The sequence below is a fragment of the Streptomyces sp. NPDC127595 genome, assembly GCF_042671685.1.
Lineage (GTDB): Bacteria > Actinomycetota > Actinomycetes > Streptomycetales > Streptomycetaceae > Streptomyces.
The window spans coordinates 177,366-201,449 of sequence record NZ_JBHXWK010000002.1 but is presented as its reverse complement, the minus strand read 5'-3'; the positions used below and the strand labels follow the sequence as shown (position 1 = coordinate 201,449).

Here is a 24,084-nt window from a genome sequence, read left to right as displayed (position 1 = left end):
GCGGACCGCCTGATCGGACGGGCCGCGCAAGAACTGAGAGCGCACCACCAGTACAGACAGGCCACACAAGGACTGAGCGCCGACCACCAGAACAGACAGGCCACACAAGAACTGAGAGAGGTATGACCGCACCGTTGCACGAGGCCCATCCGAACGGTTCCGGCCGGCCCCTGCCCGACACTCAGCAGGGCATGCGCCGCCGCAACCTCTCCCGGGTCATGCACACGGTCAACGCCGAGGGGCCGCTCTCGCGTGCGGCCGTCGCCTCACGCATCGGTCTGACCCGGGCGGCCATCTCGACGCTCGTGGACGAGTTGATCCGCTCGGGGCTCCTAGAAGAACTGGGACCCGAGCGGCCGGGACGGGTGGGGCGGCCCGGCTCGGCACTCGCCGTCAGCGGTCACGGTCCGGCGGGGATCGGCGCGGAAGTGGGCGTCGACCATCTCGCGGTGTGCGCGGTCGATCTGCGCGGCGAGGTCCGTGCGCGGGCGGTACGGCACGGGACGAATCGCGGCCGGGCGCCGGAGCCCGTGATCGCGGAACTCACCTCGATGGTCCGTCAGGTCATCGCCGAGGCAGAGCTGGAGCGATTGTGGCCCGTCGGCCTGGCAGTCGCCGTGCCCGGTCTCGTGGCGCGGGACGCACGCACCGTGGTCCGCGCCCCCAACCTCGACTGGCACGACACTGACCTCGGCGCACTACTCCCCGGCGAGCTGCCGCTGACCGTGGACAACGAGGCCAACTTCGGAGGCCTCGCGGAACTCTGGCTCGGCGACTCGACTCCCCGCGACTTTCTGCATGTGTCGGCGGAGATCGGCATCGGCGCGGCCGTGCTCGTGGACGGACGGCTCCTGCGCGGAACGCGCGGTTTCGCGGGCGAGTTGGGGCATGTGCCGGTCCGGCCCGAGGGGCCCGAGTGCCCGTGCGGTGGCCGCGGCTGTCTTGAGCAGTACGCCGGTGAGGAGGCCGTCCTGCGTGCCGCCGGCCTGGAACCGGGCGGGGACCGCGTCGGCCTGCTCGCCGAGCGTGCGGCTCAGGGCGACGCGGATGTACGGCGTGCGCTGCGCGGAGCGGGAACCGCGCTCGGCATCGCCCTCACCGGGGCGGTCAATCTGCTGGACCCGGAGACGGTCGTCCTGGGCGGAGCGCTGTCCGGCCTCGCACCATGGCTCCTGCCCGCGTTGGAAAGCGAGTTGGCGCGCCGCACGGCGGGGCCCGCCTGTGCCGTGTCCGTATCGCGGCTGGGGCCGGAGGGGCCACTGCTGGGCGCGGCGCACTCGGTGGTACGCGCGGTACTCGACGATCCGGCGTCGGTGGCCGTGACGAGGCCGTCCTAGCGGTTGGCCAACACAGGCCGGGCTCAGAGAGCGGTGGTCGGCTGTAGAGACCCGCGGTCCTACGTAGGGCCCGTGGTCGGATGAGACCCGCGGGCGTATACAGGACCCGTGCTCGGATGTAGAGACCTGCGGGCGTACGCAGAGAGCCGTGGTCGTACGTCAGGACGCGGGTCGCCGCTCGCCGCTCGCCGGTCGTCGGTCGCCGGTCGCCGGTCGTCGGAGGCCTGTTCCCCCTTTCGGGTGGCCGAGTTGTCCACAGTCCGGCCCCTGTCCACTGATTCACGGCCGTCATCCCTGCTCAACCGGCAGGCGCCGTAACGTGATTCACGCGAGGCACCGCCGTCGGACCGATGGCGGGGTGTCCCTGTCCACCGACCCCGCAAGAGCGGAGCTGTGCAGCCATGAGCGACCCCCGAATCCTGACCGTACGGCCCGAACCCGGTGAGTTCGCGTGGACGTTCGGCGGCGCGCCGCCGGTCGCACGGATCGCGCCCGGCACCGTCCTCTCCCTGTACACCGAGGACTGCTTCGCCGGGCGCGTGCGGTCCGAGAAGGACCTGGTGTCCGAGGTCTGCGAGTTCCCCTTCCTCAACCCGCAGACCGGACCGTTCCATGTGGAGGGAGCGGAACCGGGAGACACGGTCGCCGTGCACTTCGTGTCGATCGAACCGGCCCGGGACTGGGCGGCGTCGACGACGGTCCCCCTGTTCGGCGCGCTCACTTCCACACACACGACCGTCACGCTGCAACCACCGCTGCCGGAGACGGTGTGGATCTGGCAGCTCGACCGGGAGCGACGCACCGCACTGTTCCGGGCACGTGAGAGTGACATCCAGATCGAGCTGCCGATGGATCCGATGCACGGGACCGTAGGAGTGGCGCCCGCGAACCTGGAGGTGCGCTCCGCTCTGGTGCCCGACGCGCACGGCGGGAACATGGACACGCCGGAGATGCGGGCCGGCGTCACCTGCTTCCTCGGATTGAATCCTCCCCCTCGTGAACGAGGGGGATTCCTGGCTCAGGCAGCCTGACGGAACAGCGTTCCGTCAGGTCTTGCGCCATCAGCACCAGCCGGGTTGAGACCAGCCCGGATGAGCATCACGCGTGCGGAGTTCTTGTCCCGTGGGCTCACGGTTCCGCAGGCGGTACAGGTGTAGGTGCGCTCTCCCAGCGGCAGTGCGTGCTTGGCTCTCGCTCCGCACTGCGCGCAGTCCATCGTGGTGTGCGCGGGGTGTACCAGGTGCACGCGGCGTGCGTGCTTGCGGCCCATCTCGACCAGGGCCTGCTTGGTGGCGCCGATGGCGGCGTCAGCGGCCTTCTTGGCCATGGTGGTCTTGGCAAGGAACTTCGGTCTGAAGTCCTCGACGGCCAGGGCGTCATGGTCGCGGACGACGGACTTGGCCCACTTGCGGGCCGTGTCCTGGCGCTGCCGGGCTACCTTCTGGTGCGCCCTGGCCCGGAGTTTCTTCGCTGTGCGGTACCCCTTCGACCCGGTCTTTCCCTTCCTCGGTGTGCGGCGGGCCATCATCCGGTCGTACCGGGTCAGCTTCTCTTTGGCCTTCCGCCCGTGCTGGGCGTGTGGGAGGTCATGAGCATCGCTGGTGGTGGTCGCGGTCTCCGTCACACCCCAGTCGATGCCAATCACGCGGCCGGTCCCGGGGAGCGGCTGCACCTCGGCGGGGACGACGAAGCCGGCGTACCAGTGCCCAAGGCTGTCCTGGTACAGGCGCACCGATGATGGGCCGGCCGGAAGGTCTCGCGACCACACCACCGTCAAGGCGATGCCGCCCGCCAGGTGCAGCTTGCCGTCCTTGAGACGGAAGCCACGCCGGGTGTAGTTCAGCGTGGGCAGCGTCTCGCGCTTCTTCTTCCACTTCGGCGTCCCCGCCCGGCGGTGCTGCGGAACCCGTTCGCGGATGTCCTTGTGCGCCTTGGCCCTGGACTTGCCGAAATCCCGGATGAGCTGCTGCTGCGGAACACAGGAGCCCTCACGCAGCCACGGCGTGCGTGCACGGGCTTCGGTCAGCATCTTGTCGAGCTGCGCCGGGCCGCAGGTGCGCTTGTCGGTTCCCTCGGGACGGTTCTTGTTCCAGGCATGGACCTGTTTCGACTTGGCCACGCACTCGTTCCACACCCACCGGCACCGGTCCCACTCCGCCATCAGCAGCGTGTGGGCGGTGGACGGCACGCGAAGCCGGAAGGTGTACCGGGCATGCCCCGCTCCGTCGGCCCCTGTTACTTCCGCCACGCCCTCACCCCCGTCCACGTTCCGGCCACCCGAGCCCTGCCGGACGACCATACGTGCGAGACCCGTACACCCGCGCCCCTCGCCCGTCGCGATCACCCCTATCGGCGAACACGGGAACACGCGTTCACCACACTCGGCTCCGCCGAGCAAGCCGCAGCGGCGCTCCGCGCCCGGGAAGCAGGATGCCGCGACGCTCCGCGTCGCTGTCACGGGATGCGATTCCTCCCCGGCGTGAACGCCGGGGCCTCTTCGCAAGAGACCAGGTGAACGTCAAGGGCGCCCTGTTGAGCCTCGGAGACGGACACGCACGGCAGGGCGAGGGCGAGTCCTGTGGTGTCGCCGTCGAGTGCGCGATGGACACGGTAGTGATCGTCGAGCTGCTCAAGGGGATCAGCACCCCCTGGCCGCGCATCGAATCCGACACGCACATCATCTCGACCGGCTCCGCACGCCCGTTGGAGGACGCGTTCCGGATATCCCAGCTCGACCTGATGCGATGGCTGGTGCGCGACTACGGATTCAGCGAGCTGGACGCCTACCAGTTCGCGACCCAGGCGGTCGAGTCGCCGCTCGCCAACGTCTGCGACACCAACTACACGTGCGTCGCCAAGCTCCGCAAGGAATGGCTGCCGGCACGCGAGACTCATCGCGGGCTGCACGCGCAGCTGCGCGGGACGGCCGCGGCACTCGGGCTGTGAGCCGACCGTCTCCAGTACAGCGGCGACGACATTCCAGCACTGAGGCGAAAGCGATCCGACGTCGAGGCGATAGCGATCCGGAACTGACGCTACGGCAGTACGGCGCTCAAGCCACGGCTCTCCAACACTGAAGTCATGGTTCACCGGCACTGGCCACGGCTCTCCGACACCGAGGATATGGCGCACCAGTACTGGGCCACGGCTCTCCCGCACCAAGGCCATGGCTCACCCGCGATCGGGCCACGGCTCCCCCCCAGGCCACGGCTCACCACCACCAGGTCACCGCTCCCCCGCACCAAGGCCATGGCTCACCCGCGATCGGGCCACGGCTCCCCGGTGCGGGGCCGCCGAGCCGAAGGCTCTCCCGCGGGGCAGTCGCCCCGCCACCACCGAAAGGCAGATGCCCCATGGAACGGGCCAGATCGTCCCCCAGCCGGCGACGCATCCTGAAGGGCGCCGCTCTCGCCGCGATCCCCTACGCGTTACTTCCCGACGCACGGGCCACGGCACAGGCCGCGGCCGCCGACTACCCGCCCACCGAATGGGTTCCGGCGAGCACGTCCAACTACACGGCGTCCAACCGGCCGACGAGCTATCCGCTCGACTACGTGATCATTCATGTCACCCAGGAGAACTACTCCGACACCCTGTCCATTTTCCAGAACCCGCAGAAGAAGGTGTCCGCCCACTACCTGGTGCGATCGGCAGACGGGCATGTGGCGCAGTGCGTGAGGGAGCGCGACATCGCCTGGCAGGCGGGGAACTGGGACTACAACACGCGCAGCATCGGCATCGAGCACGAGGGCTGGGTGGACAAGCCCGCCTACTTCACCAACGCCCTGTACGAGGAGTCGGCCAAGCTCACCGCGGCGATCTGCACCAGATACGGCATCCCCAAGGACCGCGCGCACATCATCGGCCACTACGAGGTGCCGGGCACCGACCACACTGATCCGGGGCCGAACTGGGATTGGACGCGCTTCATAAGGCTCGTCAACTTCGCCTGAGCCACCGGCCCGGCAGCCGGGCGGCCGGCCGCCCGGCCGGAGGAATGGTCACAGAGCTTGTCCGGACCCGCACCGGGCGTGACGATGGGGCCAGCCGCATCGCTTTCCGGGAGGCCGAGTTGACCGATCCATGGGTGGCTCTGGAACCGGGTGCCGATCCCGCCGAGCGAGTGCGCGTCATGCGCCGTGCCCACAAGGCGTTCACCGAGGCGGGCACGGTGCCGCGGCCGGTCCGTTCGGTGGTGGCCGAGTCGTGGCGGCGTTCGGCTCGGGCCGGTGTCGTACCGGACGGCACCGCGAGCGTGGAGCTCACGGACGGTGATCTCGGCGCGTATCGGGCGGAGCATCCGCTGGCCCGGGTCATGCCGCTGTTCCGGGAGCTCATGGGGACGTTCGCGGCGGACGGGGAGCATCTCCTGGCGGTGTGCGACGCCCAGGGCAGGCTGTTGTGGGTCGAAGGCCATCCCGTGACGCGGCGACAGGCGGGGCGGATGAACTTCGTGCCGGGTGCGCGCTGGTCGGAGACCTCGGTCGGCACGAACGCGCCGGGCACGGCGGTCGCGGTGGACCGGCCGGTTCAGGTGTTCGCGGCCGAGCACTTCTTCCGCCGGGTCCAGCCGTGGACGTGCGCGGCGGCGCCGGTGCACGATCCGCGCACCGGGAGGATGCTCGGTGCCGTCGACATCACGGGCGGGAACCGGCTCGCGCATCCGCACAGTCTCGGTTTCGTGCAGGCGGTGGCGAGGGCCGCGGAGTCCCAGTTGGCGTTGCTCACACCGCCACGGCCGGCCGCTGACAGCATCGAGCTGTCCGCGCTGGGCCACGACGAGGCTCAACTGGTGGTGGGCGGCCGGAAGGTCGGGCTCAGCCGCAGGCACAGCGAGATCCTGGTGCTGCTGGCACGGCACCCGGAAGGGCTGACGGGTGACGAGTTGCTGTGTGCGCTGTACGAGGACGAGTCGGTGTCGCCGGTGACGCTGCGCGCCGAGCTCACCCGGCTGCGTCGGCTGCTCGGCCCGGGGCTGCTGGACTCGCGCCCCTACCGGCTCACGACGCCGGTCGAGTCCGATGTGGCGGTCGTCGAGCGGCGGCTCGCCGCCGGTGCGGTGACGGCTGCCGCGTCGGCGTACACGGGCCCGTTGCTGCCCGGTTCGGGGGCCCCGGCGGTGGTGCGGTTGCGGCGCAGGCTCGCCGACGGGCTGCGCATGGCGCTCATCGCCCGCCGGGATCCGGACCTGTTGGCGGACTGGGCCCATGCTCCGTGGGGCGAGGAAGATCTCGACGTATGGCGGGCGCTGGGCGCCGTGCGTCCGACAGCGGCCGTACGAGCGCGCCTGAGCGCGCTGGAGTCCGAGCTGTCGGCACCCCACTCGTGCTCGACCACCCCGCCGTACCCGACCACCCCGTCGCGCTCGGCCGCCCGGACGAACTCGGCCGCCCCGGCTCACTCGGCGGTTCCCTCGCTCTCGGCGCACCCGCCACGGACGCGGCCGGCACCTCAGCAGGACCCGGGAACCTCCGCAACGTACTTGCAACGTCGGCGCTCCTAGCCTCGCGGCGAGAGCTGCCCAACGGCGGGCAGCGCTTCTCCGGGAGGCAGACCAGCATGACTCGTTACACGGCGCCCGGCACAGATGGCGCGATCGTCTCCTACCAGGCGCGTTACGACCACTTCATCGGCGGGGAGTACATTCCGCCGGCGCGTGGACAGTACTTCGAGAACCCGAGTCCGGTTAACGGGCAGCCGTTCACCGAGATCGCGCGGGGCACCGCCGAGGACGTGGAGCGCGCCCTCGACGCTGCGCACGCGGCGGCGCCCGTGTGGGGGCGCACCTCGACCAGCGCGCGCAGTGACATCCTGCTGAAGATCGCCGACCGGATGGAGGTGAACCTGGAGAAGCTGGCGGTCGCCGAGAGCTGGGAGAACGGCAAGCCGGTGCGCGAGACCCTGGCCGCCGACATCCCGCTCGCCATCGATCACTTCCGCTATTTCGCGGGAGCGATCCGCGCCCAGGAGGGTTCTGCGGGCGAATTGGACGACGACACCGTCGCGTACCACTTCCACGAGCCGCTCGGCGTCGTCGCGCAGATCATCCCGTGGAACTTCCCGATCCTGATGGCGGTCTGGAAGCTCGCCCCGGCCCTCGCCGCGGGCAACGCGGTCGTCATCAAGCCCGCCGAGCAGACCCCGGCTTCAATCCACTACTGGATGAGCCTGATCGCGGATCTGCTGCCGCCGGGCGTGGTGAACATCGTCAACGGTTTCGGTGTGGAGGCGGGCAAGCCGCTGGCGTCCAGTCCGCGGGTGGCGAAGGTCGCGTTCACCGGCGAGACCACGACAGGCCGGCTGATCATGCAGTACGCCTCGGAGAACATCAAACCCGTCACGCTGGAGCTGGGCGGCAAGTCGCCGAACATCTTCTTCGACGACGTCTGGGCCAAGAACGACGACTTCCGCGACAAGGCCCTCGAAGGCTTCACGATGTTCGCGCTCAACCAGGGCGAGGTGTGCACCTGTCCGTCCCGGGCTCTGATCCAGCGCGGAAACTACCGGGAGTTCCTGGAGGCGGCGGTCGCCCGCACCGAACTCATCAAGCCGGGGCACCCGCTCGACACCGACACGATGATCGGTGCGCAAGCCTCCAACGACCAGTTGGAGAAGATCCTCTCCTATCTCGACATCGGCCGGCAGGAGGGCGCCAAGGTTCTCACCGGCGGCGAACGCGTCGATTACGACGGGGAGCTGAAGGGCGGTTACTACGTCCAGCCGACCATCTTCGAGGGCGACAACCGGATGCGGATCTTCCAGGAGGAGATCTTCGGTCCGGTCGTCTCGGTCACGTCCTTCGACGACTTCGACGACGCCATCAAGATCGCCAACGACACGCTGTACGGGCTCGGCGCCGGCGTGTGGACGCGGGACATCAACACCGCCTACCGCGCGGGCCGCGCGATCCAGGCGGGCCGCGTCTGGACGAACTGCTACCACGCCTACCCCGCGCACGCGGCGTTCGGCGGCTACAAGCAGTCCGGCATCGGCCGCGAGAACCACAAGATGATGCTGGACCACTATCAGCAGACGAAGAACCTGCTGGTCAGCTACTCCCCGCAGAAGCTCGGCTTCTTCTAGAGCCGCTGCGATGGATCCCGCCCCGCGCGTGGAGCTGACCCCCGCGGCCGCCGAACTGGTGCGGCGGCTGCGGGACATCCACGGACCGCTGATGTTCCACCAGTCCGGCGGCTGCTGCGACGGCAGCGCGCCCATGTGCTATCCGGAGGGCGAGTTCCGTACCGGCGGCTCGGACGTCCTGCTCGCCGAGTTGGAGGTCGAGGGCGTCGAGGAGCCGGTGACGTTCTGGATGGCGAAGAGCCAGTACGAGCTGTGGAACCATACGCGGCTGATCGTCGACGTGGTGTCGGGCCGAGGCAGCGGCTTCTCGCTGGAAGCACCCGAAGGAGTGCGTTTTCTGACCCGTTCCCGTCCGGTCGGCGGGTAGCCACTGCCCCGGACACCCGCCTTCTGATGAACTCCCCTTGAGTTCTCCGACAGTTGATGAGACATCAGGGGGCACGGTGACACGTCGCAACGGACGTTTCAGAACAGCACTGACGGTTCTCGCGGCATCGAGTGCGCTGGCCGGTACTGCCCTTGTGGGGGCGGCACCGGCCAGTGGCGCGCCGAGCGGCACGCGGATCGCGGCCGGCGTCCAGTACACGGAGATGGACATCCCGGCCGCAAAGGGTGTGGCGCACGCACATGTGCTGACCGTCGATATGCGCGACCCACATGTGCGGGTCGACCTCATGTATCCCGGAGCGGTCGCGTTCCGGGCGCCCGTCTCCCAGCTCGCCGCCGCCCGAGGTGCCGTCGGGGGCATCAACGGCGACTTCTTCAACATCACGGAGACCCAGCATCCCGGGGTCGCGGCGACGGGCGCGAGCGTGGGCCCGATGGTCGCGAGCGGGCGCGCCCTCAAAGCGGCGGTCCCGAACGGCCAGCGCTTCGGACCGGCTCTGCCGCCGGGAACGACCACCGAGGACGTGCTCGGCGTGGGCGTCGACCGCAAGGCCCGGCTGGACGGCCTGGCCCTCGACGGCTACGTACGCAGCTACGAGGGGAAGTGGCCGCTCGGCGGGCTCAACCAGTACGCGCTGCCGGTGGGTTCGATCGGCGCGTTCACCTCGGACTGGGGAAGCGTCTCCCGGGTGCGTGCCACCTGCGGCACGGACACCAACCGGGCCGCGCCCTGCAGTGCGGACACCTATGAGGTGACGGTCCGCAAGGGGCGGGTCGTGTCGACGGCCAACACACCCGGCAGCGGACCCATCGCCGCCGGCACGACCGTCCTGGTGGGCCGCGAGGCGGGCGCCCAGCAGTTGAGGAAGCTGACTGCCCGCTTGCCGGTCCGGGTGACCCACCGTCTGGTGGCGGACACCTCCAGGATCCCGTACAGCTTCGCGCTCGGTGGCTATCCGGTGCTCGACGACGGCGTGCCGCTGCCCGGTCTCAACAACACGACCGCGGCCGTACGGACCGCCGTGGGCATCGCGGACGGCGGGCGGCGCCTGTATCTCCTTGCCCTCGACGGGGCGCCCGAGTACCAAAGTGGGCTCACCATCGCCGAAGTCGCGGAGACGATGCTGAAGTTGGGCTCCGTCGACGCCTTCAGCCTCGACGGAGGCGGCTCCACCACGATGGTCGCCGAGCAGCCGGGGTCGAACACCGTCAGCGTCGTCAACCACCCCAGCGGAGGCGCCGAACGCCCGGTACCGAACGCCATCGGCGTGTTCTCAAGCCCCTGACGCCGACGGGCGACAGAGGACCTCGACGGATCTCACGGCTTGAGGCTGCTGACGATGTCCGCCGTCGCCGTGAGCCCGTCATGGATGGTCGGCGCCATGCTCGTGCTCGCCAGATAGAAACCGAGCAGCACACAGACCACGGCATGCGAGAGCTTCAGTGCGCCGTTGCGCACGAAGACCACCGCGAGGATCAGGAGCAGTACCACCACAGAGATGGAAATGGCCATCGTCAACCTCCTCCGCCACGTCGACGCCGCGGCTTTCGGCCGCAAGTGTCGCGTAGCGGAGGGTTCGTCCGGGCGGCTGACATGTCCCCCGAACGTGTGGTCTCCACGACCGGTCGTACGATCGCTCGCACGTGCGGGGGTGTGTGCCGCCGCGGGCTAGCGGGCGTCGAGGAACGCTTCGAGGCCCGCGAGGTCGTCGGTGTTGATGTAGTCGACGTCAGCTGCGAGGAGTTCGCTCCACAGGGCGTCCCGCGCCGGGACCGCCAGATCGGGCGTCGCCCAGAACCGCACCTTCTGCTTGCGCGCGTGCGCCGTGGCGATGATGCCCCGCAGCTTCTCGCGCTCGGCGGCCGGGAAAGGACCGTTACCCAGCCAGCTGAAGTTGAGCGTCCAATTGTCGCTGATCAGCGGCACGAAGGAGGCGGGCGCCGCGCTGCCGAGGTCGGCGAGCCGGCCGTCGTAGAAGGCGCGCCGCACACTCTGGGCCTCCATGGGCGTACGGGCGGCCCGGTCGCCAGAGATCACGGCCGTGACCGCGCCGGGGTGCACACGGCCGTGCGCGTAGGTCGTGAACAGGTTCTTGTAGCGGCGCAGGTGGCGGTCGAGTTCGAGGTACGTCGAGGAGCCCTCCGTCTTGATGTCGATGAGGAGTTGCAGGGGCTTGCGGTAACCCCGGTACACCGAGCCGTGGTTGGCCCTCACACGGGCGGCGAGGGGATCGAGGTAGAGGGACTCGATGGTGCGCGCCGGGTCGAGGTCGACGGGGTCGTGGGCGACGAGGAGCTGGTCGCCGACGAGGTAGATGTCGGCCTCGACGCTGCCGAAACGGTGGTCGAGGGCGCCGAAGAGAGGACGCGGGTGCTCGTAGTCGTTGTGCGCGTGGGCGCGCCACAGCGGCCGCGGGCGGGGCTTCCGCTCGCCCGCCAGTGCGGAGGTGGCGGGCAGGGCGACGGAGCCCGCGAGGGCGGCGCCGAGGGTGGTGAGGGCTCTGCGTCGGGTGGTGAGGGCCATGTCTGCCTCCCTGGAAGTGCCGTAAAGGACCCCAGCGAGTATGCGATCCATCGGCACCCAAGGAGCAGGCCCGTGCGGGGAGTTGGCTGGACCGCCTCGGTACGTTCACCTCGTCGGCCGTACGTTCAGACACACGCCAGCACAATGGCCCGCCCCCGAAGTGGGAGCGGGCCTGCCGGCAATGAAAGCTCGGGTCAGGGCGCCTGAAGGTCGACCAGCCCCGCCAGCGCCTCGCGGTGCGCCCCCGCCGTGCCGTACGCGATCGAGTCCGCCTTGGCACGCTTGAGGTGGAGGTGGACGGGGTGCTCCCAGGTCATGCCGATGCCTCCGTGCAGTTGGAGGGCCTCCTCGGCGGCGTGGACGGCGACCGGCGCCGCGTAGGCCTGGGCGACGGCGACCGCCAGGTCCGAGTCCTCGCTGCCGGTGGCGAGCGCGTCGGCCGCGTTCCGGGCGGCGGCGTGGGTGTTGACGACTTCCAGCCACAGCTGCGCGAGCCGGTGCTTGAGTGCCTGGAAACCACCGACGGGCCGGTTGAACTGTTTGCGTTCCTTCAGGTAGCGGACCGTTTCGGTCAAGCACCAGTCGGCCAGACCGAGTTGCTCGGACACGAGCAGTCCGGCACCGGCGCGCAGGGCGCGTTGCACGGCGGGCTCGGCATCTCCGAGCAGACGACCGGGCACGCCGTCGAGGGTCACCTTCGCCACCGGCCTGGTCAGGTCCAAGGACACCTGCGCGGTGATGGTCAGGGCGGAAGCGTCGACCGCGTACAGACCGCCGTCGTCCGCGGGCACGAACAGCACGTCGGCAATGGCCGCGTCGGCGATGCCGGTCAACTCCCCGTGGAGGGAGCCGTCTTCATGCCGTACGACCTTGTAGGCGCCGCCAGGCGGCACAGACAGGGCGACGGCGAGCGCACCCACCGTCCGTCCGGACCCCAGCGCGCCCAGCAGCTCCGCGGCCTCCTCGCCCTGGCAGGCGAGCAGCGCCTCCGTGGCGACGACGGCACTCGTCAGATACGGAACGGGGGCGACCGCCCGCCCCAACTCCTCCATGACCACGGCGGCTTCGCGGTGCGTGGCACCCTGGCCGCCCTGCGATTCGGGCACCAGGAGACCGGCGAGGCCCATCCCGTCGGAGAGCGCCTTCCACAGGTCGCGGTCGTGCGGCGCGCCGGACTCCGTGCGCGCGATGACACTCGCCGCGTCACAGTGGTCGGCGAGGAGGCCGCGAACAGCGGCGCGCAGCGCCTCTTCCTCCTCCGAGTACAACAAGTCCGCGTACACCGAGTCCGCGTACACCGAGTCCGCGCCCCCCAAGTCCGAGTGCAACGAGTCGCTCATCGCGCCAGGTCCTTCCATGCGACGTCCTTGTCGGTGCGCGGCTCGGAGGGCAGGCCCAGCACGCGTTCGGCGACGATGTTCAGCAGGACCTCGCTGGTCCCGCCCTCGATGCTGTTGCCCTTGGAACGGAGGTAGCGGTAGCCGGCGTCGCGGCCGGTGAAGTCGACCAGCTCGGGCCGGCGCATGGTCCAGTCGTCGTACAACAGCCCTTCCTCACCGAGGAGTTCGACCTCCAGGCCGCTGATCTCCTGGTTGAGGTGGGCGAAGGCGAGCTTCAACCCGGAGCCCTCCGGACCGGGCTGGCCCGCGACGAGCTGCTGGCGCACCCGCTCGCCGGTGAGGCGGGCGACCTCGGCCTCGACCCACAGCTTCAGGAGCCTCTGGTGGAGGTCGTGGGTGCGCAGTTCGGGGCGTTCACGCCAGGTCTTGGAGACCGGCCCGATCATGCCTCCCTCTCGCGGGATCCGCATGCCGCCGATGGAGACGCGTTCGTTCATGAGCGTGGTCTGCGCGACGCGCCAGCCGTCGCCGACCTCGCCGAGGCGGTGTTCGTCCGGGATGCGTACGTCGGTGAGGAAGACCTCGTTGAACTCCGCCTCGCCGGTGATCTGGCGCAGCGGCCGTACCTCGACGCCCGGGTCGGTCATGTCGCAGATGAAGTACGTGATGCCGCGGTGCTTGGGCTGGTCCGGGTCGGTGCGCGCGATGAGGATCGCCCAGCGGGCCAGGTGGGCACTGGACGTCCACACCTTCTGCCCGTTGACCACCCAGCTGTCGCCCTCACGGACGGCCCGGGTGCCGAGCGCGGCGAGGTCCGAACCGGCGCCCGGCTCGCTGAACAGCTGACACCAGACCTCCTCACCGACCCAGAGCGGGCGCAGGAAACGCCGCTTCTGCTCCTCCGTGCCGTACCCGAGGATCGTCGGGGCGGCCATGCCGAGGCCGATACCGATCCGCCGCGGGTCGTTGTCGGGTGCGCCCGCTGCCTCCAACTCGGCGTCCACGACGGTCTGGAGCGTGCGCGGAGCGCCGAGTCCGCCGAGCCCCTCGGGGTAGTGCACCCAGGCGAGTCCGGCGTCGAAGCGGGCTTTGAGGAAGTCCAGTCGGTCCGTCGAGAGCGGCGGATGAGCGGCCAGCAACTCCTGTGTCCGGCGGCGCAGTTCGGCGGCGTCGGTCATGCGACTGCTCCGTTCCCGGGCGCGGGGACCACGACGACGCGGCCCGTGGTGACACCGTCGGCGACCCGCTGCACGGCCGCCGCGGCACCGCCGAGCGGCACGCGCTCGCTCACCAGCGGCTTGATCGCACCCTGCGCGGCCAGCTCGGTGAGCCTCTCGTGGCAGTGCTGGACCAGCTTCGGGTTCTTGGTGTTGTAGAGGCCCCAGTGCAGGCCGAGGATCGAGTAGTTCTTCACCAGGGCGTGGTTCAGCGCCGGGCTCGGAATGCTTCCGCTCGCGAAGCCCACGACGACGATCCGGCCCTCGAAGGCGACGACCTTGGTGGACTGGGTGTAGGCCTCGCCGCCCACGGGGTCGTAGATCACGTCGGCGCCCCGGCCACCGGTGGCCGCCTTCACGGCGCCGATGACGTCCTCGGCTCGCCGGTCGATGACGACGTCGCAGCCCAGCTCGCGGGCGACGGCGGCCTTATCGGCCCCGCCGACGACGCCGATGACCGTGGCGCCGGCGGCCTTGCCGAGCTGCACGGCGGCGCTGCCGACGCCTCCGGCAGCCGCGTGCACGAGGAGGGTCTCGCCCGCTTCAAGGCCGGCACGCCGGTGCAGACCGAACCAGCCCGTCTGGTAGCCGATGTGCAGAGCCGCCGCCTCGGCGTCGTCGAGGGCCTCGGGCGCGGGCAGCAGGGCGGTTCCATCCGCGACGACGTACTCGGCGAAGCCGCCGTACGGCAGTGCGGGGTTGGCGAGTACGCGGCGGCCGTCCTCGGTCTCGCCGCAGATCTCCACACCGGGCGTGAACGGCAGCGGCGGCCTGACCTGGTAGTGACCGCGGCACATCAGCGCGTCCGGGAAGTTGATGTTCGCCGCGCGCACCTTGAGCAGGACCTGGCCCTCGGCGGGCACCGGCCGCTCCACGTCTTCGAGGCGCATCACCTCACCCGGCTCGCCGTTCTGGTGCACTTGCCATGCCTGCATGTGGAGCCTCCACGGACTTCTTCGTCTGACCGGGGTCCATCGCATACTAAGCGGTCGCTTGCCGATCAGGGAACAGTCGCGTGCGTCACGACCGGCTGGGCCGCGCCCTGACGTGCATCCGCTCCCCCTGCGGCCCGAACAGGCTCAGGAACTCCACGGGCCCCTCCCCCGTCGACCCGAACCAGTGCGGTACGCGGGTGTCGAACTCCGCGGCCTCCCCCGGTCCGAGTACGACGTCGTGCTCGCCGAGCACCAGCCGCAGCCGCCCGGAGAGCACGTACAGCCACTCGTAGCCCTCATGGGTCCGCGGGTCGGGCTCCATCCTGCGAACGGGTTCGAGCACCTTGAACGCCTGGAGCCCGCCGGGCTGCCGGGTGAGGGGCCAGTGCGTGCGACCGTGCTGCACGATCGGCTTGGCGCGGACCCTCGGATCGTCCACCGGTGGCGCCCCGACCAGCTCGTCGAGCGCCACCTGGTGGGCGCGGGCGATGGGCAGCAGCAGCTCCAGGCTGGGCTTGCGCAGCCCGGACTCCAGCCGCGAGAGCGTGCTCACCGAGATGCCGGTCGCCGCGGACAGTCCCGCGAGCGTCGCACCCCGCTCCTTCCGGATCCGCCGCAGCCGGGGCCCGACCTCGGCCAGCACCTCATCCGTCCGCAAGTCCTCGGTCACGCCCGTCTCACTCACGCTCGTGTCACTCATCCTCTTATTGCAGAATCGGCAAAGCCATTTGTCAATCCTGCCAGCTTCGAGGGACCTTCTCCATGGAGGTGGTCACCATGACCGAGAGGTACGAAGCGATCGTCATCGGCGGCGGCGCGGCAGGACTGTCGGCCGCGCTCGTCCTGGGGCGCGCCCGGCGCTCCACCCTGGTCGTCGACGCGGGCGAGCCGCGCAACGCACCCGCCGCGCACATGCAGGGCTATCTGACGCGGGACGGCACGCCGCCCGGGGAGTTCCTCGCCGAGGGCCGGCGGGAGATCGAGCGGTACGGCGTGGAGCTGGTCCGAGGCCGTGCGGTGGACGTGGTCCGGGACGGAGCCGGGGAGTTCGACGTGACCCTGGCGGACGGGCGGACCGTGCACGCACGACGGCTGGTCGTCGCCACCGGCCTGGCCGACGAGCTGCCATCGGTGCCGGGGGTCGCCGAGCGGTTCGGGCGGGACGTCCTGCACTGTCCGTACTGCCACGGCTGGGAGGTCCGCGACCAGGCCTTCGGGGTGGTGGCCACCACCCCGATGAGCGTGCACCAGGCCCTGATGGTCAGCCAGTGGTCGAAGGACGTGACCCTGTTCCTGCACACGGTCGCCGAGGCCGAACTGACCGACGACGACCTACGTCGGCTCGCCGCGGCCGGGGTCTCCGTGATGCCCGGCGAGGTCGCGGGGCTCGTCATCGACGACGACCGGCTCACCGGGGTGAGGCTCACGGACGGCACGGTCCACGACCGCGAGGTGGTGTTCGTCGCGCCCCGTGCGGTCCCGCGCACCCGTCTGCTGGAGCGGCTCGGCGCCGAGCTGCGGGAAACCCCGTTCGGCGCGTATCCCGTGGTCGACGAGACCGGGCAGACCACCGTCCCCGGCGTATGGGCGGCGGGCAACGCGATGGGGTTCGCCGAGCAGGTCATCAACGCGGCCGGCGCCGGCTACCGCGCCGGCGCCACGATCAACGGAGACCTCCTCTTCACGGACCTCGACGCGACCGGGCGGGCGTAAAGGCGAAAAGCAGCCCCGCCAGTGCGGAGCAACCGTGCGGGTGTGGATCGGTCCGCCCCGTAGCACCATGGCTGCATGCTGCTGAGCCGGCTCGCCCATGTGTCCCAGGAGGTCGCCGCCACCTCGGCGCGGTCCCGGAAGACCGCTCTGCTCGCCGAGCTCTTCCGGGACGCCGAGGCGGACGACGTGCCGATCGTGATCCCGTATCTGGCGGGCCGCCTGCCACAGGGACGGCTCGGCATCGGCTGGAAAGTCCTCAGTACGCCCGTCGCCCCCGCGGCGGAACCGACCCTGACCGTCCGCGAGGTGGACGCCCGGCTCACCGAGCTCGGCGGCGTCTCCGGCGCCGGATCCCAGGCCGAACGCGGCCGCCTGGTGGGCGAGTTGATGGCGGCGGCCACCGAGGACGAGCAGCGCTTCCTGTTCGGGCTGCTCACCGGCGAGGTGCGGCAGGGCGCGCTGGACGCGGTGGCGGTCGAGGGGCTCGCCCAGGCGACCGGCGCACCCGCCGCGGACGTACGACGGGCGGTGATGCTCGCCGGATCGCTGCAGACGGTGGCGCAGGCGCTGCTCTCCGACGGGCCGGCGGCGCTGGACGGCTTCCGGCTCACCGTCGGCCGCCCGGTGCTGCCGATGCTGGCGCACACCGCCGCTTCGGTGTCCGAGGCCGTCGACAAGCTCGGCTCCTGCGCGGTCGAGGAGAAGCTCGACGGCATCCGCGTGCAGGTCCACCGCGACGGCGACGACGTACGGATCTACACCCGCACCCTCGACGACATCACCCACCGCCTGCCCGAACTCACCACCGCAGCAAGCGAGTTGAAGGAGACCAGGTTCATCCTGGACGGCGAGGTCATCGCCCTGGACGAGGACGGGGTGCCGCGTTCCTTCCAGGAGATCGCCGGGCGGGTGGGCTCGCGCGTGGACGTGGCCACGGCCGCTGCCGCGGTGCCCGTCTCCCCCGTCTTCTTCGACGCACTGTCCGTCGGCGGGCACGATCTGCTGGACCTGCCGTTCACCGAGCGGCACGCGGAGCTGGCGCGGCTGGTGCCCGAGCCGATGCGGGTGCGGCGCACGCTCGTGGCAGGTCCCGAAGATCTCGCGGCGGCGGAGAAGTTCCTCGCGGACACCCTCGCCCGTGGCCACGAGGGCGTCGTCTGCAAGGCCCTCGACGCCCCCTACAGCGCGGGCCGCCGCGGTGCATCCTGGCTCAAGGTCAAACCCGTACACACCCTTGACCTGGTGGTTCTCGCGGCCGAGTGGGGCCACGGGCGGCGCACCGGGAAGCTGTCCAACCTGCATCTGGGCGCGCGGAACGAGGACGGGTCCTTCGCCATGCTGGGCAAGACCTTCAAAGGCATGACCGACGCGATGCTGACCTGGCAGACCGAGCGCCTGAGGGAACTGGCCGTCGAGGACACCGGCCACGTCGTGACCGTACGACCCGAACTCGTCGTCGAGATCGCCTACGACGGCCTGCAGAAGTCCACCCGCTACCCGGCCGGCGTCACCCTCCGCTTCGCCCGCGTCGTGCGCTACCGCGAGGACAAGACCCCGGCCGAGGCCGACACGGTCGGGACGCTGCTCGCCGCGCACCCTGAGGTGACCCGGTGAGTACAGGCAGGCGAAGCGCCGGACTGCTGTTGTTCCGGCACACGGACCACGGCCTTGAGGTGTTGCTCGGCCATATGGGCGGCCCCTTCTTCGCGCGACGGAACGCCGGCGCCTGGACCGTGCCCAAGGGCGAGTACGAGCCCGACGAGACCGCCTGGGAGGCCGCGCGCCGCGAGTTCCAGGAGGAGCTGGGGCTGCCGCCGCCGGACGGCGAGGCCGTGCCGCTCGGCGAGGTCCGGCAAACCGGCGGCAAGGTCGTCACCGCCTGGGCGGTGGAGGCCGATCTCGACCCGGCGACCATGGTCCCCGGCACCTTCGAGATGGAGTGGCCGCCGAAGTCGGGCCGCCGGCAGGAGTTCCCCGAGCTGGACCGGGTGGAGTGGCTGGACCTGGACCGGGCCAGGGCGCTGATCGTGAAGGCGCAGGCGGAGTTTCTGGACCGGCTGGCGGAGCACACGGGGTGAGAGCCGGTGTCCGCACCGGCCGCCGGTGAGCCCTCCACGTTGCGCCGCACCCCGCCGCGCGGGAGGGTCGAAGAACAGCCAGCTTCAGGAGGTCGGCCATGCCCATCGCGACGGTGAACCCGGCGAACGGCGAGACGCTCAAGACGTACGAAGCCCTCGGCGACGAGGAGATCGAGCGCAGGCTCGCGACGGCCGAAGCCGCGTTCCGTGTGCATCGCACCACGTCCTTCGCCGAGCGGGCGCGCCTGCTCCACAAGGCCGCCGACCTCCTCGACGAGGACCAGCAGGACATCGGCCGGGTGATGACCACCGAGATGGGCAAGCCGGTCAGGCAGGCCCGCGCGGAGGCCGCGAAGTGCGCGAAGGCGATGCACTGGTACGCCGACCACGCCGAGGAACTCCTCGCCGACGAGGAGCCCGCCGAGTCCGACGCCAAGGACTCCGGCGCCTCCCGGGTGATCGTGCGCTACCGCCCGCTGGGCCCGGTCCTGGCCGTCATGCCGTGGAACTTCCCGCTCTGGCAGGTCATCCGGTTCGCCGCGCCCGCGCTGATGGCGGGCAACGTGGGCCTGCTGAAGCACGCCTCGAACGTCCCGCAGACCGCCCTCTATCTGGAGGACCTCTTCCGCCGCGCGGGCTTCCCCGAGGGCTGTTTCCAGACACTGCTCGTCGGCTCCGGCGCCGTCGAGGACATCCTGCGCGACCCGCGCGTCAAGGCGGCCACGCTCACCGGGAGTGAACCGGCAGGGCGTGCGGTGGCCTCCGTCGCCGGGGACGAGGTCAAGAAGACGGTGCTGGAGCTGGGCGGCAGCGATCCGTTCGTCGTCATGCCGTCGGCGGACATCGAGCGGGCCGCGAAGACCGCGGTGACCGCGCGTGTGCAGAACAACGGGCAGTCGTGCATCGCCGCCAAGCGGTTCATCGTGCACACGGACGTGTTCGACGCCTTCGCCGAACGCTTCACGGCGGGTATGCAAGCCCTGAAGGTCGGCGACCCGCTGGATGAGGACACCGACGTCGGGCCGGTCTCCACCGAGCAGGGCCGCAGCGACCTGGAGGAACTCGTCGACGACGCGGTCGAGGCCGGCGCGACGGTCCTGTGTGGCGCGGAACGCCCCGAGGGACCCGGCTGGTACTACGCGCCGACGATCCTCACCGACATCACGCCCGAGATGCGCATCCACCAGGAGGAGACCTTCGGGCCCGTGGCAACGCTCTACCGGGTGGCCGACCTGGACGAGGCGGTGGCCCTCGCCAACGACACGCCCTTCGGACTGAGTTCCAATGTGTGGACGCGCGACGAGGCCGAGGTGGACCGGTTCGTCCGCGATCTGGAGGCGGGCGGCGTGTTCGTCAACGGGATGACGGCGTCCCATCCCGCGTTCCCGTTCGGCGGGGTGAAGCGGTCCGGCTATGGGCGTGAACTGTCGGGGCACGGAATCCGCGAGTTCTGCAACATCACCACCGTATGGCACGGAGCGTGAGCGTTCCGCGGTTACGATCCCCTCTGTGAACCGCGAAGTGACCCTGCCTCTGATCGTCGACGACCGCGGCACGTTGCAGGTGGCGGCCGCCGACGTCAGCAAACTGCTGCGCACGGTGGGCGGCCGATGGCTGCATCTGGTGGAGGCCGGCCAGGACGGGCTCGACGAGGACACGGTGGCGGCGCTCACGATCGAACTCGCCAAGCTCGCCGACCGTATCGACGTGGCCTGCATCGCGCACAGCAGCGGGACGACGTCCGACTGACCGCCCCGCATCCATCGACAGGGCGTCAGCCGACGCCGTGTCAGCCCGGTCGCCCGTCGAGCTCCCACAGGGCGTGCCAGAACTTCTCCTCGCAGCCCTGCAGCAGGCGCCCGTACCGGAGCGCCTCCTCCTCGTCGACCCGCCCCTCGTCCAGCCCGGCCTGGACGGCGGACAGCGCCAGGCTCTCGAGCTCCGGCGCGGGCCCGGCGAAGAAGTCGAAGAAGCCGCAGGCCTCGTCGTCGAAGCCGTACCGGCCGCGCAGGGCCTCCGCGATCGTCGCGCAATAGCCGCCCCACGCCGCGAAGTTGGCGTTCAGCGCGAGCACCACGTCCGCCGGTGAGCCGTTGAGTGCCAGCCAGGCGACGCAGGCGGGATAGGCCTGGCAGTCCGCGAGCGGTTCGTACCCGGCGGCGTACGCCTCGTCGGCCCCGCACGCGGCGGCGTAGGCGCCCAGCCTGTCCTGAGCCAGTGCCTCGCCATCCGCGAGCGCGTCGAAGAACGCGGCGCTCTCCGGCCCGGCGTCGGGCCGTACCGCCAGATGCAGGAACGCGCGGCGGTCCGCGGCGATCACATGGCGCTGTTCGAGGGCCAGGGCGGCGAGTGTGGAGCGCTGGGCCGCGCCGCGGGCGATCAGAGGCAGCAGGCGGTTGGCGTGAGGGGCAGGTGCGAGCTTCCCGGTGGCACTCTCCCGCAGGTCAGTGGCCGTCCTTCTCATCATGCGCCCCTTCGGTTCGGCGGTCTCAGAGCTCCTTCGACCAGGGTCCCACTGATCGGGGCCCGTCCCCGATCTGGAGTAATCCGACGAGATATCCGAGCCCTGTCGGGTGATCGTGGGTGAACCACCCTTCCGCCGGGGGACGAACGGTTCCCCGGAAGGCGAAAGTAGGCGCTTCCTCATGGCGACTTTGTGCAGACCCGCGGTCTCAGTCCCCGAGTACGTGATCACAATGGAGGAGACGCTGGAGCTGGCACGCTCCCGTCACGCCGACCACCCCCAACTCCCGCTCGCCCTGCGGCTGATCGAGAACACCGGCGTTCTTACCCGGCACATCGTGCAGCCCATCGAGGAGACCCTCAAGCACCCGGGCTTCGAGGACCGCAACAGGGTCTACGGCAACGAGGCGAAGGCCCGCGTCCCCGCCGTCGTGCAGCGGGCGCTGGACGACGCCGAGCTCCTCACCACCGACATCGACGTGATCATCTACGTGTCGTGCACCGGGTTCATGATGCCCTCGCTCACGGCCTGGCTGATCAACGCGATGGACTTCCGCAGCGACACCCGGCAGATACCCATAGCCCAGCTGGGCTGTGCGGCTGGCGGCGCCGCGGTCAACCGGGCGCACGACTTCTGCTCGGCCTACCCCGAGGCCAACGCGCTCATCGTCGCCTGCGAGTTCTGCTCGCTCTGCTACCAGCCCACCGACCTGGGCGTCGGCTCGCTGCTCTGCAACGGTCTGTTCGGCGACGGCATCGCCGCCGCGGTCGTCCGGGGCAAGGGCGGCACCGGCATCAAGCTGGAGCGCAACGCCTCGTACCTGATCCCCAAGACCGAGGACTGGATCATGTACGACGTCCGCGCCACCGGCTTCCACTTCCTGCTGGACAAGCGGGTGCCGGCCACGATGGAGCCGCTCGCTCCCGCGCTCCACAACCTCGCGCGCCAGCACGGCTGGAACGCCTCCGACCTGGACTTCTACATCATCCACGCGGGCGGCCCGAGGATCCTGGACGACCTCAGCAAGTTCCTCGAGGTCCCGCCGGAGGCCTTCCGGTTCAGCCGGGCGACCCTCACCGAGTACGGGAACATCGCCAGCGCCGTCGTCCTGGACGCGCTGCGCCGGCTGTTCGACGAGGGCGGCGCCGAGCACGCCTCGCGCGGGATGCTCGCGGGCTTCGGCCCTGGTATCACCGCGGAGATGTCCTTGGGCCGCTGGAACAACGGGAACAACACAGACACTGAAACGACGTGACCTGGATGACCGAGAAGACGATCACCGAGCCCCTGCCGCCCGTACGCCACTGGCCGGCGCTCAACCTGACCGGCGTGGACTTCGACCCGGTCCTGACCGAGCTGATGCGCGAGGGCCCGGTCACCCGGATCCAGCTGCCCAACGGCGACGGCTGGGCCTGGCTGGTGACGCGGTACGACGACGTCCGCATGGTGACCAACGACGCCCGCTTCAGCCGTGAAGCCGTCATGGGGCGGCAGGTCACCCGGCTCGCCCCGCACTTCATCCCCTCCGCGGGTGCGGTGGGCTTCCTCGACCCGCCCGACCACACGCGGCTGCGCCGCTCGGTGGCCGCGGCCTTCACGGCGCGCGGGGTGGAGCGGCTGCGCGACAGCGCCCGGCGGATGCTCGACGAACTCGTCGACGAGATGCTGGATGCCGGTCCGACCGCCGATCTCACCGAGGCGATCCTGAGCCCCTTCCCTATCGCCGTCATCTGCGAGCTGATGGGCGTCCCGGCCACCGACCGGCACCTCATGCACACCTGGACCGGGCTGATCCTGTCCTCCTCGCACGGCGCCGAGGTCAGCGAGAAGGCCAAGAACGAGATGGGCGCGTACTTCACGAAGCTCATCGGCGAGCGTGCCGGCAGCACGGGCGAGGACGTCGGTTCGCTGCTCGGCGCGGCCGTGGGCCGGGAAGAGATCACCATGGACGAGGCCGTCGGTCTCGCGGTGCTCCTCCAGATCGGCGGCGAGGCGGTCACCAACAACAGCGGGCAGATGTTCTACATCCTGATGACCCGCCCCAAGCTGGCGGACCAGCTCCGCGCCGATCCGGCGATCCGGCCCCAGGCCATCGACGAGCTGCTGCGCTACATCCCGCACCGCAGCGCCGTCGGCCTCTCCCGGATCGCCATGGAGGACGTCGAGATCAGCGGCGTACGGATCCGGGAGGGCGACGCGGTGTACGTGTCGTACCTGGCCGCCAACCGCGACCCGAAGGTCTTCCCCGACCCCGAGATGATCGACTTCTCGCGCAACCCGAACCCGCATGTGTCGTTCGGCTTCGGCCCGCACTACTGCCCGGGCGGCATGCTCGCCAGGCTGGAGTCCGAGCTGATGGTCGACGCGCTCCTGGACCGCGTGCCGGGGCTGCGGCTCGCGGTACCGCCGGAGCAGGTCCCCTTCAGGAAGGGCGCGTTGATCCGTGGACCCGAGGCCCTGCCCGTGACGTGGTGAGCGCCGGATGACAGCGTCCGAGGGGCTGCTCGTACCGCCCGGTCACGGCCGGGTCGTGCAGACGCCCGCCCAGCATGTGACGTTCAAGGTCACCGGCTCGCACTCGCGGATGGCGTCCACCTTCGAGGTCGTGGTGCCTCCCGGCTTCGACGTGGGCGCCCATGTGCACACGCGCAGCGAGGAGTTGTTCTACGTCCTCGAAGGCGAGCTGGACGTCCTCGCCTTCGAGCCACGGGTGCGCACGCCCGACAACTGGCAGCGGTGGGAGTCGAGTTCGGGCACCCGCGTGGTGCGGGCGACCCCGGGCACGGTCATCGTCGTACCACCGGGATGTCCGCACGCGTTCTCCAACCCCACCGAGACGCCCGCGAAGATGTTCTTCCAGGCGTCACCGCCGCCGGACCACGAGCGGTACTTCGACGAACTGCTGGAGATCCTGGGCACGGGCGGCCCGCCGGACTGCACGGCGATCGAGGAGCTCCGGGCGAGGTACGACATCGAGCAGCTCACACCTCTGAAACACCGGTGAGG

22 protein-coding genes and 2 pseudogenes are annotated in these 24,084 nt (G+C 70.3%); 16 read left to right on the top strand and 8 right to left on the bottom strand.

Features of this window, described 5'->3' with window-relative positions; genetic code table 11:
* Positions 1-122: 122 nt before the first annotated feature.
* Entirely contained in the window at positions 123-1,337 is a 1,215-nt protein-coding gene (locus tag ACFVKT_RS07375) for an ROK family protein (protein WP_385728558.1), read from the top strand.
* Between the two features lie 401 nt (positions 1,338-1,738).
* Positions 1,739-2,323, top strand: a pseudogene (locus tag ACFVKT_RS07370) (acetamidase/formamidase family protein); the annotation flags it as partial.
* Between the two features lie 32 nt (positions 2,324-2,355).
* Here ACFVKT_RS07370 and ACFVKT_RS07365 read toward each other — a convergent pair.
* The gene (locus ACFVKT_RS07365) at positions 2,356-3,585 is read right to left on the bottom strand and encodes an RNA-guided endonuclease InsQ/TnpB family protein (protein WP_385728556.1); all 1,230 of its coding nucleotides are present in this window, start codon (positions 3,583-3,585) and stop codon (positions 2,356-2,358) included.
* Between the two features lie 260 nt (positions 3,586-3,845).
* Here ACFVKT_RS07365 and ACFVKT_RS07360 point away from each other — a divergent pair.
* The 6 genes and pseudogenes from ACFVKT_RS07360 to ACFVKT_RS07335 all read left to right on the top strand — a co-directional run.
* Positions 3,846-4,283, top strand: a pseudogene (locus ACFVKT_RS07360) (acetamidase/formamidase family protein); the annotation flags it as partial.
* A gap of 407 nt (positions 4,284-4,690) precedes the next feature.
* Positions 4,691-5,290 (top strand): N-acetylmuramoyl-L-alanine amidase, encoded by a 600-nt coding sequence (locus ACFVKT_RS07355; RefSeq protein ID WP_385728554.1) that lies wholly within the window; start codon positions 4,691-4,693, stop codon positions 5,288-5,290.
* Between the two features lie 119 nt (positions 5,291-5,409).
* A complete protein-coding gene (locus ACFVKT_RS07350; protein WP_385728552.1) occupies positions 5,410-6,840 on the top strand; it encodes a GAF domain-containing protein in 1,431 nt (476 codons plus the stop codon).
* Between the two features lie 56 nt (positions 6,841-6,896).
* Positions 6,897-8,420, top strand: a complete 1,524-nt coding sequence (locus ACFVKT_RS07345; protein ID WP_385728550.1) for an aldehyde dehydrogenase family protein — start codon at positions 6,897-6,899, stop codon at positions 8,418-8,420.
* A 10-nt stretch (positions 8,421-8,430) separates the two neighbouring features.
* Positions 8,431-8,787, top strand: a complete 357-nt coding sequence (locus ACFVKT_RS07340; RefSeq protein WP_385728548.1) for a DUF779 domain-containing protein — start codon at positions 8,431-8,433, stop codon at positions 8,785-8,787.
* 76 nt (positions 8,788-8,863) lie between these two features.
* A complete protein-coding gene (locus tag ACFVKT_RS07335) occupies positions 8,864-10,093 on the top strand; it encodes a phosphodiester glycosidase family protein (protein ID WP_385728546.1) in 1,230 nt (409 codons plus the stop codon).
* Between the two features lie 32 nt (positions 10,094-10,125).
* Here ACFVKT_RS07335 and ACFVKT_RS07330 read toward each other — a convergent pair whose 3' ends face one another.
* The 6 genes from ACFVKT_RS07330 to ACFVKT_RS07305 form a co-directional block, all read right to left on the bottom strand.
* Complete coding sequence (locus ACFVKT_RS07330) at positions 10,126-10,320, bottom strand: hypothetical protein (RefSeq protein ID WP_365440206.1); 195 nt, start codon at positions 10,318-10,320, stop codon at positions 10,126-10,128.
* Between the two features lie 156 nt (positions 10,321-10,476).
* On the bottom strand, positions 10,477-11,331 hold the full coding sequence (locus ACFVKT_RS07325) for a phosphatidylinositol-specific phospholipase C/glycerophosphodiester phosphodiesterase family protein (protein ID WP_385728544.1): 855 nt from the start codon (positions 11,329-11,331) through the stop codon (positions 10,477-10,479).
* A 194-nt stretch (positions 11,332-11,525) separates the two neighbouring features.
* Positions 11,526-12,671: an acyl-CoA dehydrogenase family protein gene (locus ACFVKT_RS07320; protein WP_385728542.1), complete on the bottom strand. Its 1,146-nt coding sequence runs from the start codon at positions 12,669-12,671 to the stop codon at positions 11,526-11,528.
* Complete coding sequence (locus tag ACFVKT_RS07315) at positions 12,668-13,849, bottom strand: acyl-CoA dehydrogenase family protein (RefSeq protein ID WP_385728540.1); 1,182 nt, start codon at positions 13,847-13,849, stop codon at positions 12,668-12,670. Before ACFVKT_RS07315 ends, ACFVKT_RS07320 begins: the two co-directional genes overlap by 4 nt.
* Complete coding sequence (locus tag ACFVKT_RS07310; RefSeq protein WP_385728538.1) at positions 13,846-14,823, bottom strand: NADPH:quinone oxidoreductase family protein; 978 nt, start codon at positions 14,821-14,823, stop codon at positions 13,846-13,848. The genes ACFVKT_RS07315 and ACFVKT_RS07310 overlap by 4 nt, the downstream gene beginning before the upstream one ends.
* Before the next feature lie 85 nt (positions 14,824-14,908).
* Positions 14,909-15,523, bottom strand: coding sequence for a helix-turn-helix domain-containing protein (locus tag ACFVKT_RS07305; RefSeq protein ID WP_385728536.1), 615 nt, complete (start codon positions 15,521-15,523; stop codon positions 14,909-14,911).
* 77 nt (positions 15,524-15,600) lie between these two features.
* Here ACFVKT_RS07305 and ACFVKT_RS07300 point away from each other — a divergent pair, with 77 nt between their 5' ends.
* From ACFVKT_RS07300 to ACFVKT_RS07280, 5 genes are all read left to right on the top strand, one after another.
* On the top strand, positions 15,601-16,536 hold the full coding sequence (locus ACFVKT_RS07300) for an NAD(P)/FAD-dependent oxidoreductase (protein WP_385728533.1): 936 nt from the start codon (positions 15,601-15,603) through the stop codon (positions 16,534-16,536).
* Between the two features lie 75 nt (positions 16,537-16,611).
* Positions 16,612-18,150 carry an ATP-dependent DNA ligase gene (locus tag ACFVKT_RS07295; protein ID WP_385728531.1) on the top strand — a complete coding sequence of 513 codons (1,539 nt, stop codon included), beginning with the start codon at positions 16,612-16,614 and terminating at the stop codon, positions 18,148-18,150.
* A complete protein-coding gene (locus tag ACFVKT_RS07290; protein ID WP_385728529.1) occupies positions 18,147-18,614 on the top strand; it encodes an NUDIX domain-containing protein in 468 nt (155 codons plus the stop codon). Before ACFVKT_RS07295 ends, ACFVKT_RS07290 begins: the two co-directional genes overlap by 4 nt.
* 98 nt (positions 18,615-18,712) lie before the next feature.
* Entirely contained in the window at positions 18,713-20,098 is a 1,386-nt protein-coding gene (locus ACFVKT_RS07285; protein WP_385728527.1) for an NADP-dependent succinic semialdehyde dehydrogenase, read from the top strand.
* Positions 20,099-20,123: 25 nt separating this feature from the next.
* Entirely contained in the window at positions 20,124-20,363 is a 240-nt protein-coding gene (locus ACFVKT_RS07280) for a DUF6213 family protein (protein WP_266468554.1), read from the top strand.
* Positions 20,364-20,403: 40 nt separating this feature from the next.
* On the opposite strand, the gene ACFVKT_RS07275 is transcribed toward ACFVKT_RS07280, so the two are convergent.
* Complete coding sequence (locus ACFVKT_RS07275) at positions 20,404-21,078, bottom strand: transcriptional regulator (protein ID WP_385729893.1); 675 nt, start codon at positions 21,076-21,078, stop codon at positions 20,404-20,406.
* Between the two features lie 181 nt (positions 21,079-21,259).
* Here ACFVKT_RS07275 and ACFVKT_RS07270 point away from each other — a divergent pair, with 181 nt between their 5' ends.
* Genes ACFVKT_RS07270 through ACFVKT_RS07260 form a run of 3 tightly spaced genes read left to right on the top strand, consistent with a single transcriptional unit; the run spans position 21,260 to position 24,082 of the window.
* Positions 21,260-22,333 (top strand): type III polyketide synthase, encoded by a 1,074-nt coding sequence (locus ACFVKT_RS07270; protein ID WP_385728525.1) that lies wholly within the window; start codon positions 21,260-21,262, stop codon positions 22,331-22,333.
* Between the two features lie 5 nt (positions 22,334-22,338).
* Positions 22,339-23,553 carry a cytochrome P450 gene (locus ACFVKT_RS07265; RefSeq protein WP_385729890.1) on the top strand — a complete coding sequence of 405 codons (1,215 nt, stop codon included), beginning with the start codon at positions 22,339-22,341 and terminating at the stop codon, positions 23,551-23,553.
* 7 nt (positions 23,554-23,560) lie between these two features.
* On the top strand, positions 23,561-24,082 hold the full coding sequence (locus tag ACFVKT_RS07260) for a cupin domain-containing protein (RefSeq protein ID WP_385728523.1): 522 nt from the start codon (positions 23,561-23,563) through the stop codon (positions 24,080-24,082).
* Positions 24,083-24,084: the final 2 nt, after the last annotated feature.